The sequence below is a fragment of the Actinosynnema sp. genome (assembly GCF_052038725.1).
The window spans coordinates 1-10249 of sequence record NZ_JBQGCX010001208.1 but is presented as its reverse complement, the minus strand read 5'-3'; the positions used below and the strand labels follow the sequence as shown (position 1 = coordinate 10249).

Sequence of the window (10249 nt, the reverse complement as noted above, 5' to 3'; positions counted from 1 at the left end):
GGGGGGGGGGGGGGGGGGGGGGGGGGGGGGGGGGTGGGGGGGGGGGGGGGGGGGGGGGGGGGGGGGGGGGGGCGGGGCCCCCCCCCGCCCCCCCCCCCCCCCCCCCCCGCGACCGCTCACCCGGCGTTGTCTTCGGCCCGTGACCGTGGTCCCGGCCTGCGCCCGCTCATTCGGCACGGCCCGACCCGCGTCCGGTTCCCGGCGCGGTCCCCTCCCCGCGGAGCCGCTAGTCCAGCAGCGTCCAGGTCGCGGAGCACCGGACCGTGACCACGATCTGCTGCGCCTCCAGGTTCAGCTGCTCCATCCGCACCGGCTCGCCGGGCGCGCCCCCGGCCCCGTAGGCCATGGTCGCCCTGGCGGTCTCGGCCGCCCACACCTCGCCGTCGCCGTCGGCCAGCCGCAGCAGCGGGCCCAGCCGGGCGCCCAGCGCCGCCGCGTAGCCCTCGGCCCGGCGCCGGGCGTCGGCCACGGCGGCCCGCTGCGCCTCGGTGACCGCGTCGGCGTCGGAGGACAGCTCCCAGGTCGGCCCGCTCAGCCACGCGGGCTCGGCGGCGACCAGCCCGGACAGCAGCTCGTCCAGGACGGCGAGGTCCGTCGCGCGCACCACGTACCGCTGCTGCGCCCGCGCGCCCGCGCGCCGGTCGCCGAGCCAGTTGTCGTGCACGGACAGCGAGCGCACCCGCACCTCGACGCCGTCGCGCCGCAGCAGCTCCTCCACCCGCCCGACCCGCTCGGCGAGCGCGCCCGCCGCCTCGTTCCTGGTCGAGGACTCGGCCTCGAAGGTCACGTCCACCTGCGCGCGGTCGGCGGTCCGCTCGACCTTGCCGACACCCTTGGTCACCACTTCGGCCATGCACCCCAGCCAACCCGTCCGAGTGGTCCCTGACAACACGTCCGAACGACGGGACCGGCCCGGACGAAGGTCCCGGAAAGTCACTGCGACAGAAGCGGAGCGTAGTTGTTGATCAGCACACCGTAGTTACCTCACGGGTGAATCTTCGGTTGCGGCTTGGTTGTCACCGACGAATCTTCGGTATGTGCCGCGCCTCACCGGAGAATCGTTTGCGTTGTGTTACGGGAGGGGTGCATACTTGACACGTACCGCCCCGAAGCGCCAAGCAAGACTTCTGAGAGGGATGAGTTCCCGATGAACTTCGCTGCGAAGCTCCGCGCCCGTCGTGTCGAGGCTCGCAACCGCAAGGCCGTCGCCCGCGCCATCGACATGGCTCCGACGCCCGCGATGCGGCACGAGCTGATCGTGATCGCCCAGGCGCAGGCGAACACCCTCCGCTGAGACTCCCTCCGCTGAAGCATTCGCGCGCGAACGGCTGCCCGACCTCGACACCGGGCGCGCCCCGCCGGGTCCGCGCGAGCTCTTCGGGGGAAAACGACGAGACCCTGCCGCACCTCCCGCGCGGCAGGGTCTCGCGTGCATGTGGGGCACATCAAAACGTGATCCCCGTCACACGCTTCGGGGGCTGTAACGGCTCACGATCGTGTCTCGATGTTCCCAGTAGCCCCGAAGTGCTGTCGGACCCCCGACCTGGCAGCACCTCGGGGCTCTTCCGCGCCCGGACGCGGGTCCTCCCAGCTCGAACGCCCGGTCGAGCGGACGCCCGCACCGCGCCCCACCCCGCTCCCGCGGCCCGGCGCCTCGCCGCCACCGCCCCGACTCCCGCTGGTCGGCGCGCCACACCCGCATCGGATCCCCGAACCTCCCGGCCCCACCGCCCGCGCCGGTGCAGCATGGCGGGATGACCGACCCACTGCTCGTAGTAGACGGCGCGAACGTCGTGGGCTCAGTCCCGGACGGCTGGTGGCGCGACCGGGCCGCAGCGGCCGAACGCCTCCGCGACTCCCTCGTGCGGGTGTCCACCGAAGGGGTGGCACCCCTGCCGGGCCCGCTGGAGGTCGTCCTGGTCGTGGAGGGCAGGGCGAAGCACGTGGGGTCCGTGCCGGGCGTCCACGTGGTGGCCGCCGAGGCGAGCGGCGACGACAAGATCGTCGCCCTGGTCGCCGAAGCCGCCCCGAGACCCTGCACCGTGGTCACCGCCGACCGCGAGCTCAAGGACCGCGTCCGAGCCCTGGGCGCCCACACCCTGGGCCCGAAGTCCGTCCGCTGACCGACCGCGCGACCCGCCACCAGCCGCTCGACCACCCGGCCGTGCGCCCGACCACCGTCCCAACCGGTGGGCTGGGGAACACCCCGCCCCCGCCCCGGTGTTCACTTCCCCCGTGACGACCGCGCGACGCCGTGCCCGTGTCCGTGCCCCCGAGCTCGTCGGCCGGGGCTGGCTGAACACCGGGGACCAGGACATCACCCTCGCCCAGCTCAGGGGCAAGGTCGTCCTGCTCGACTTCTGGACCTTCTGCTGCATCAACTGCCTGCACGTCCTCGACGAGCTCCGCCCCCTGGAGGCCGAGTTCGCCGACGTCCTGGTCACCATCGGCGTGCACTCGCCGAAGTTCGTCCACGAGGCCGACCCGGACGCGCTGGTCGCCGCCGTCGAGCGCTACGAGGTGCACCACCCCGTCCTCGACGACCCCGAGCTGACCACCTGGCAGAACTACGCCGTCAAGGCCTGGCCGACCCTCGTCGTGGTCGACCCCGAGGGCTACGTCGTGCACGTCGCCGCGGGCGAGGGCCACGTCGACGCCCTGCGCCAGGTCGTCACCGAGCTGATCGCCGAGCACGGGGCCAAGGGCACCCTCCACCGGGGCGACGGCCCGTACGTGGCCCCGCCCCCGCCGGACACCGCCCTGCGCTTCCCCGCCAAGGCCGTCCTCACCCCGGCAGGCACCCTCCTGGTCAGCGACTCCGCCCACCACTCCCTGGTCGAGCTGGCCGCCGACGGCGAGAGCGTCCTGCGCCGCGTCGGCACCGGCGAGCGCGGGCGCGCGGACGGCCTCGAACCCACCTTCTCCGAACCCGCAGGCATCGCCCTGCTCCCGCCCGAGGTCGCCGCCACGACCGGCTACCACGCCGTCGTCGCCGACACCGTCAACCACCTCCTGCGCGGCCTCAACCTGGACACCGGCGAGGTCACCACCGTCGCGGGCACCGGCGAGCAGTGGCGCGACGGCGCGACCGACGGCCCGGCCGAGGAGATCCCGCTGACCAGCCCCTGGGACGTGGTCTGGTGGGAGCCCGCGAACGCGGTCGCCATCGCCCTCGCGGGCAACCACACCCTCGGCCTGTTCGACCCGGTCGCGGGCAGGCTGGAGCGCCTCGCGGGCACCACCGTCGAGGGCCTCAACGACGGCCCCGCCGACCAGGCGTTCTTCGCCCAGACCTCGGGCCTGGCCTCGGACGGCGAGCGCCTGTGGCTGGTCGACTCCGAGACCTCCGCGCTGCGCTGGCTCGACCCCGACCGCACCGTCCACACCGCCGTCGGCAAGGGCCTGTTCGACTTCGGCCACCGCGACGGCCCCGCGGACCAGGCCCTGCTTCAGCACCCGCTGGGCGTCACCGCCCTCCCGGACGGCTCGGTCGCGATCGCCGACACCTACAACGGCGCGGTCCGCCGCTACGACCCGGCCACCGGCGAGGTCTCCACCATCGCCACCGACGTCGCCGAGCCGTCCGACGCCGTGCTCGTCGACGGCGAGCTGGTCGTCGTCGCCTCCGCCGCACACCGCCTGGAGCGCCCGGTCGCCCCCGGCGTCCGGATCACCGGGGACGCCCACCGGGTGCGCCGCCCCCCGACCGAGATCGGCGTCGGCGAGCTGGAGCTGGCCGTCGTCTTCACCCCGCCCACCGGCCAGAAGCTCGACGACCGCTACGGCCCGTCCACCCGCCTGGAGATCACCAGCTCCCCGCCGGGGCTGCTGGCGGGCGGCGCGGGCGTCGGCACGGACCTGGTGCGCGGGCTGCGCGTCGCCGAGGGCTTCACCGAGGGCGTGCTGCACGTGGTCGCCCAGGCCGCGAGCTGCACCGACGACCCGGCGGTCGAGCACCCGGTCTGCAAGCTCACCCGCCAGGACTGGGGCGTCCCGGTCCGGATCACGCCGGACGGCCCGTCGCGGCTGCCGCTGATGATGGGCGGCCTGGACGGGTGAGGCCCGCTCGCTCCGACGGGTGAGCACGGGGGGACACCGGGGGGCCACGTAGACTCCCCCGGTGTCCGATGTCAAGCTTGAGATCCAGATGCTGCACGACCGCGTCATGGTGCGGATCTCGCCGGAGGACGGCGAGCGCCGCAGCAGCGGGGGCATCGTGATCCCGGCGACCGCGCAGGTGGCGAAGCGTCTGGCGTGGGGCGACGTCCTCGGCGTCGGCACGAACGTGCGCCACGTGAAGGTCGGGGACCGGGTGCTCTTCAACCCGGATGACCAGTTCGAGGTCGAGGTCCAGGGCCACGCCTACCTGGTCATGCGGGAGCGCGACGTGCACGCCACCGCGACCGAGCGGACCGACCACGGCACAGGTCTTTACCTCTGACGGGTCGGAACGTGACCACCGCGTGACGACGGTCGGGTAAGCAGTCCCAGGACCTTGCGGTAGAGCAAGAGGGGGAGCGGTGCCGGAGAATCAGCGACCGGAGCACGACGCCGAGCGGACCACGGCCATGAAGAAGCCGTCCCACCCGCCGTCGAGCACTGCTTCGGAGCGCACCACGATCATCTCCGCCTCGGCGGTGAACCAGGGCTGGCCGTCGGAGGAGCCCGACGCCGCCACCGCCGCCCCGAGCACCGGGTCGGACGCGTCTTCCGCGGCCACCGTGCAGAACGTGCAGCCCGCGAGCGACGTGACGCGCGCGCTCGACCCCGAGGGCGCCAAGCCCAAGGCCGACGTGACGCGCGCGCTCAACCCCGAGGGTGCGCCGGGCGGCGCCGCCGAGGCGACGACGAAGAGCAGTGAGAACGGCAAGGACGCCGCCGGTCAGACCGGCGGCGAGCAGGACCCGCCGTGGATGCGGGCCGGCGGCCAGGGCGCGGGCGGCCAGGGCGCGGGCGGCCAGCCGGGGACTCCGCCGTCGGGGATCCCCCAGGCGGGCACTCCCCAGGCGGGGGCGAACCAGTCCGGGACCTCCCAGCCGGGGACTCCCCCGTCCGGGATCCCCCAGGCGGGCGGTTCCCAGGACGTCACCCGGAACCTGAGCGCGGACGCGACGAAGAACCTCGGCGCGGACGCCACCCAGGCGGTCACCCCCGAGGGGCAGCGGACCTTCCAGTCCGCGCCGCCCCCCGGTTCCACCGAGGCGACCGCGGTCTTCGCGCCCGTCACCGGGGGTGGCGACACCACCGTCGTGAACCCCGGTCGGGGGACCATCCCGCCGGGCGCGCGCACCGGGACCCCGGCAGCGGGCATCCCGATGGGCACCCCGCCGGGTGGCATGAGCGTCCCGCCGGGCCAGCGCCCCGGCACGTTCCCGCCCCTGGGGGCGGCGAACCCGGCCGAGGCGACGGCGCTCGGCCCGCACGTGGTCGAGCAGCAGCCGGGCGGGGACGCCCCGGCGTCCGACGCCGACGCCAAGCGCAGGCGCAACCGCAAGATCGGCCTGGTCGCGGCGTCCGTCGTGGGCGCGCTCGCGGTGCTGTGGGGTGTCGACCTCGCGGTGTCCAGCGGCAACGTCCCGCGCGGCGTCACGGTCGCGGGCGTCGACGTCGGCGGCATGAGCCACTCCGACGCCGAGGACAAGCTCCGCGACGAGATCAGCCCCCGGCTGGAGAAGCCGATCAAGGTCAAGGCCGGTGACGTCGAGACCGAGCTGGACCCGAAGGCGGCGGGCCTCGAACTGGACTGGACCGCCACGCTCGACCAGGCGGGCAGCCAGCCGCTGTCCCCGATCACCAGGGTCACCTCGTTCTTCAGCACCCGCGAGGTCGGCATCGTCTCCAAGGCGGACGACGCCAAGGTGACCGCCGCCCTGGAGGGCCTGCGCGGCACGACCGACCACGACCCGGCCGAGGGCACGATCCGCTTCGAGGGCGCCAAGCCCGTCGCGGTCGACCCGAAGCAGGGCCAGAAGCTGGAGGTCCCCGAGGCCTCCGGCGTGCTGCTGTCCAGCTGGGCCAACGGCAACGGCGTCGAGCTCCCGGTCGCCACCACCCCGGTGAAGACCACCAGGGAAGGCGTCGCCAAGGCGCTGGAGGAGGTCGCCGCACCGGCGGTCGCCTCCTCGGTCGTGATCAAGGGCGAGGGCAAGGACGCCACCCTGACCCCGGAGAACCTGGCCGCCGTCCTGGTGTTCGAGCCCGCCGACGACGGCTCGCTGAACGCCAAGGTGGACAACGGCAAGGTGATCGAGGCCGCCGGTCCCCAGCTGAAGGAGACCGAGAAGGAGGGCAAGGACGCCGAGATCGTCTTCGACGGCGGCAAGCCCACCGTGAAGGAGTCGGTCGACGGCCTCGGGGTCGACTGGGACAAGTCCCTGAACGGCTTCATCGACGTGCTCAAGCGCGCCGACAAGCGCGAGGTCAAGGCCGAGTACAAGCACACGCCCGCCAAGGTGACCACCGAGCAGGCGAACAAGATGGGCATCAAGGAGGTCATCGGCGAGTTCCAGACCGGTGGCTTCGCCCAGGACTCCGGCGTGAACATCCGCGTGGTGGCCGAGAAGGTCAACGGCGCGATCGTGAAGCCGGGCGAGACGTTCAGCCTCAACGGCTACACCGGTCCGCGCGGCAAGGCGGAGGGCTACGTGGACGCGGGCATCATCGAGAACGGCGCCCCCGGCCGCGCGGTCGGCGGCGGCATCTCGCAGTTCGCCACGACGCTCTACAACGCCTACTACTACGCGGGCATGAAGGACGCCGGGCACAAGGAGCACAGCTACTGGATCTCCCGGTACCCGGCCGGCCGCGAGGCCACGGTGTTCATGGACACGGCGGGCAACAGCCTGATCGACATCAAGTTCACCAACCCGGACGACACGGGCGTCGCGATCCAGACGATCTGGACCCCGAGCTCCATCAAGATCGTGCTCTGGGGCACCAAGAACTACGACGTCACCGGCTCGACGGGGGAGAAGACCAACCCCACCGATCCGCAGGAGATCAAGAAGTCCACGCAGCCGTGCGTCGCGAGCGCGGGCGCCCAGGGCTTCACGGTCACCGACACCCGCACGATCAAGGACCGGCGCACCGGGCAGACGCGGAACGAGACCCGCACCGTCAAGTACGACCCGTCGCCCAAGATCGTGTGCGAGGCGCCGCCCGCCTAGCGCGGACCGCGCTCCGCTGAACGCGCCCCGCTGAGCGCTCGGTGATTCGCTGTAGCCACGACCGGGTATCACCCGGTCGTGGCTAACAGCGTTCACGAGGTGCGGAGACACCCGGCGGTTCAACTGCTCGGCCGGGCGGGCATGGTCTGCTACGGGATCGTCCACGTCCTGCTGGCGGCGCTGACCGTCCAGGTCGTCCTCGGCGACTCCGACCAGCAGACCGATCAGAAGGGCGCGGTCGCGACCATCGCCGAGGCGCCGTTCGGCGTCGTGCTGCTGTGGATCGTGGCGATCGGCCTGTTCGCGTTCGCCGTGTGGCAGGCCGCGCTGGCCGCCTCCGGCTACAGCTGGGTCACCGACCAGCGCAAGCGCCTGTTCCGCCGGATCTCGGCGGGCGTCCGCGCGGTCGCGGGCGTCGCGATCGGCATCGCCGCCATCACCTACGCGGTGGGCGGCTCGTCCTCGGACTCGGGCTCCCAGCAGCAGACCCTCACGGCCAAGGTGCTGGCCATGCCCGGCGGGCAGTTCCTCGTCGGCATCGCCGCCCTGGTGGTCATCGGCGTCGGGGTCAACCAGATCCGCAAGGGCGTCAAGAAGTCCTTCAAGGACGACCTGAACATGTCCGAGCTGCCCCAGGGCACGCAGAAGACCGTCGAGCGGCTGGGCCAGGTCGGCTTCATCGGCAAGGGCATCGCGATCGCGACCATCGGCGTCCTGGTCGGGCTCGCCGCGATCTTCGCCGACCCGAACCAGTCCGGCGGCATGGACAAGGCGCTGCACACCCTCGCGGGCCAGCCCTACGGCGCCGTCGTGCTGATCGTCATCGCGCTCGGCTTCGTCGGCTACGGCGGTTACTGCTTCGCGGCGGCCAAGGCCCACAAGTGAGCGGGTAGGCCCGCCCGCGCAGGGGACGGGCCGGAACGCGGAGGAGGGCGGCACCCGAATCGAGTGCCGCCCTCCCGCGCGTCACGGGGCCTCGGTCAGAACGCGGCCTCGTCCAGGTCCATCAGCGAGTTGTCGGTGCTCTCGGTGGACTTGCGGCGCGCCGACAGCTCGGGCAGCACGGTCTTGGCGAAGAACGACGCCACCGCGACCTTGCCCTCGTAGAACGCCTTGTCCTTGGCCGACGGCTCGCCCGCGAGCTTGGTCAGCGCCACCTCGGCCTGGCGCAGCAGCAGCCAGCCGACCAGCACGTCACCGGCGGTCATGAGCAGCCGCACCGAGTTCTGGCCGACCTTGTACAGGTTGGCCACGTCCTCCTGCGAGGAGGTCAGGAACCCGACGAGCGCGCCCAGCATCCCCTGGAGGTCCTCCAGGCCCTGCCCCAGCAGCGCCCGCTCCTCCTTGAGCCTGCCGTTGCCGCCCTCGGCGTCGAGGAACGCCTGGATCTCGCCGTTGATGTGGGCGAGCGCCTGGCCCTTGTCGCGGATGATCTTCCGGAAGAAGAAGTCCAGCGACTGGATCGCGGTGGTGCCCTCGTACAGCGAGTCGATCTTCGAGTCGCGGATGTACTGCTCGATCGGGTAGTCCTGCAGGAAGCCGGAGCCGCCCAGCGTCTGCAGCGACTGCGCGAGCTGCTCGTAGGCCCGCTCGGAGCCGACGCCCTTGACCACCGGCAGCAGCAGGTCGTTGACCTTCTCGGCCAGCGCCTGGCCCTCGCCGCCGAGCTTGATCTTGTCCTGGAACGTCGCGGTGTACAGGTACACCGCGCGCAGCCCCTCGGCGTAGGCCTTCTGCAGCATCAGGCTGCGGCGCACGTCCGGGTGGTGGGTGATGGTGACGCGCGGCGCGGTCTTGTCCGTCATCCGGGTCAGGTCGGCGCTCTGCACCCGCTCCTTGGCGTACGCCAGCGCGTTCAGGTAGCCGGTCGAGAGCGTCCCGATGGCCTTGGTGCCGACCATCATCCGGGCGTACTCGATGACCTGGAACATCTGCGCGATGCCGTCGTGCACCTCGCCCAGCAGCCAGCCCTTGGCGGGCACGCCGTGCTGGCCGAAGGTCAGCTCGCAGGTCGTGGAGGCCTTCAGGCCCATCTTGTGCTCGACGTTGGTGACGAAGGCGCCGTTGCGCTCACCGGTGGACTTGCCGGTCTCGGAGTCGAAGTGGAACTTCGGCACCAGGAACAGCGACAGGCCCTTGGTGCCCGGCTTGGACTCGATGCCCGGCCCCTCGGGGCGCGCCAGCACCAGGTGCATGATGTTCTCGGTCAGGTCCTGGTCGCCCGAGGTGATGAACCGCTTCACGCCGTCCAGGTGCCAGGAGCCGTCCTCCTGCCGCACGGCCTTGGTGCGGCCCGCGCCCACGTCCGAACCGGCGTCCGGCTCGGTCAGCACCATGGTGGCGCCCCAGCCGTCGTCGATCATGAACTGGGCCCAGCGCTTCTGCTCGTCGGTGCCGTTGCGGTGCACGACCGTGGCGAAGTTGGGGCCCGCCATGTACATGTACGCGGACGGGTTCGCGCCCAGGACCAGCTCGGACGCCGCCCACTGCACCGAGGGGGGCACGCCGAAGCCGCCCAGGTCCTCCGGGAGCGAGAGGCGGTACCACTCGCCGTCCCAGAGCGCCCGGTAGGACTGCCGGAACGCCTCGGGCAGGGTCACCGAGTGGGTCTTCGGGTCGAAGACCGGCGGGTTGCGGTCGGACTCGGCGAAGGAGTCGGCCAGCGGGCCGACCGCGAGGTTGTTCAGCTCGGTGAGGATGCCGCGCGCGGTCTCCTCGTCGGCCTGCTCGAACGGCCCCGTGCCGAGGTGGTCCTGCACGTTGAAGACCTCGAAGAGGTTGAACTCGAGGTCCCGGACGTTGCTCTTGTAGTGACCCATCTCGTCGCTCACTCCATCAAGGTCGGGGCCTGATCCCCCTTACTGACCGGTAACAAACAGAGTATTACCTGTCAGTAACCTCGGCAAGGCCAGCCACCCGGTTGTGGTCGACCGAACGCCGGACCGCCACCTCCCGTTCCCCTGGGCGCGTGACGCGGGCGGCCCCCGTGCACGGCCGGGACCGGCGCCCCCGAACGGGCCCCGGGCCACCCCGGGGCGCACCCCCGCCGCCCGCGGGCGTCCCGGCCGAAGGCGCCCGCCGAC

9 protein-coding genes are annotated in these 10249 nt (G+C 72.5%); 6 read left to right on the top strand and 3 right to left on the bottom strand.

What is annotated here, in order from left to right; all coding sequences use genetic code 11:
* Nucleotides 1–226: 226 nt before the first annotated feature.
* Nucleotides 227–853 (bottom strand): SIMPL domain-containing protein, encoded by a 627-nt coding sequence (locus tag ACTUAL_RS25430; RefSeq protein ID WP_440902013.1) that lies wholly within the window; start codon nt 851–853, stop codon nt 227–229.
* Between the two features lie 294 nt (nt 854–1147).
* On the opposite strand from ACTUAL_RS25430, the gene ACTUAL_RS25425 reads away from it, so the two are divergent.
* The 4 genes from ACTUAL_RS25425 (at nt 1148) to ACTUAL_RS25410 (ending at nt 4441) form a co-directional block, all read left to right on the top strand.
* Nucleotides 1148–1294 carry a hypothetical protein gene (locus ACTUAL_RS25425; RefSeq protein ID WP_015805641.1) on the top strand — a complete coding sequence of 49 codons (147 nt, stop codon included), beginning with the start codon at nt 1148–1150 and terminating at the stop codon, nt 1292–1294.
* 460 nt (nt 1295–1754) lie between these two features.
* Nucleotides 1755–2123: an NTP pyrophosphohydrolase gene (locus tag ACTUAL_RS25420; protein ID WP_096497429.1), complete on the top strand. Its 369-nt coding sequence runs from the start codon at nt 1755–1757 to the stop codon at nt 2121–2123.
* 112 nt (nt 2124–2235) lie between these two features.
* Nucleotides 2236–4059, top strand: a complete 1824-nt coding sequence (locus ACTUAL_RS25415; RefSeq protein ID WP_440902012.1) for an NHL domain-containing thioredoxin family protein — start codon at nt 2236–2238, stop codon at nt 4057–4059.
* An 88-nt stretch (nt 4060–4147) separates the two neighbouring features.
* A complete protein-coding gene (locus tag ACTUAL_RS25410) occupies nt 4148–4441 on the top strand; it encodes a GroES family chaperonin (protein WP_049797036.1) in 294 nt (97 codons plus the stop codon).
* Between the two features lie 90 nt (nt 4442–4531).
* Here ACTUAL_RS25410 and ACTUAL_RS25405 read toward each other — a convergent pair whose 3' ends face one another.
* On the bottom strand, nt 4532–4720 hold the full coding sequence (locus ACTUAL_RS25405) for a hypothetical protein (protein WP_232520100.1): 189 nt from the start codon (nt 4718–4720) through the stop codon (nt 4532–4534).
* A 595-nt stretch (nt 4721–5315) separates the two neighbouring features.
* On the opposite strand from ACTUAL_RS25405, the gene ACTUAL_RS25400 reads away from it, so the two are divergent.
* Complete coding sequence (locus ACTUAL_RS25400) at nt 5316–7166, top strand: VanW family protein (RefSeq protein WP_440902014.1); 1851 nt, start codon at nt 5316–5318, stop codon at nt 7164–7166.
* 78 nt (nt 7167–7244) lie between these two features.
* Nucleotides 7245–8051, top strand: a complete 807-nt coding sequence (locus tag ACTUAL_RS25395) for a DUF1206 domain-containing protein (RefSeq protein ID WP_440902011.1) — start codon at nt 7245–7247, stop codon at nt 8049–8051.
* 95 nt (nt 8052–8146) lie between these two features.
* Here the strand turns inward: ACTUAL_RS25395 and ACTUAL_RS25390 are convergent, their stop codons facing one another.
* On the bottom strand, nt 8147–9985 hold the full coding sequence (locus ACTUAL_RS25390; protein ID WP_096498143.1) for an acyl-CoA dehydrogenase: 1839 nt from the start codon (nt 9983–9985) through the stop codon (nt 8147–8149).
* Nucleotides 9986–10249 lie beyond the last annotated feature (264 nt).

Bases quoted from the DNA above. Each gene is read 5' to 3' on its own strand.
- ACTUAL_RS25430 (WP_440902013.1), bottom strand. From the start codon at position 853: ATGGCCGAAGTGGTGACCAAGGGTGTCGGCAAGGTCGAGCGGACCGCC.
- ACTUAL_RS25425 (WP_015805641.1), top strand. From the start codon at position 1,148: ATGAACTTCGCTGCGAAGCTCCGCGCCCGTCGTGTCGAGGCTCGCAAC.
- ACTUAL_RS25420 (WP_096497429.1), top strand. From the start codon at position 1,755: ATGACCGACCCACTGCTCGTAGTAGACGGCGCGAACGTCGTGGGCTCA.
- ACTUAL_RS25410 (WP_049797036.1), top strand. From the start codon at position 4,148: ATGCTGCACGACCGCGTCATGGTGCGGATCTCGCCGGAGGACGGCGAG.
- ACTUAL_RS25400 (WP_440902014.1), top strand. From the start codon at position 5,316: ATGGGCACCCCGCCGGGTGGCATGAGCGTCCCGCCGGGCCAGCGCCCC.
- ACTUAL_RS25390 (WP_096498143.1), bottom strand. From the start codon at position 9,985: ATGGGTCACTACAAGAGCAACGTCCGGGACCTCGAGTTCAACCTCTTC.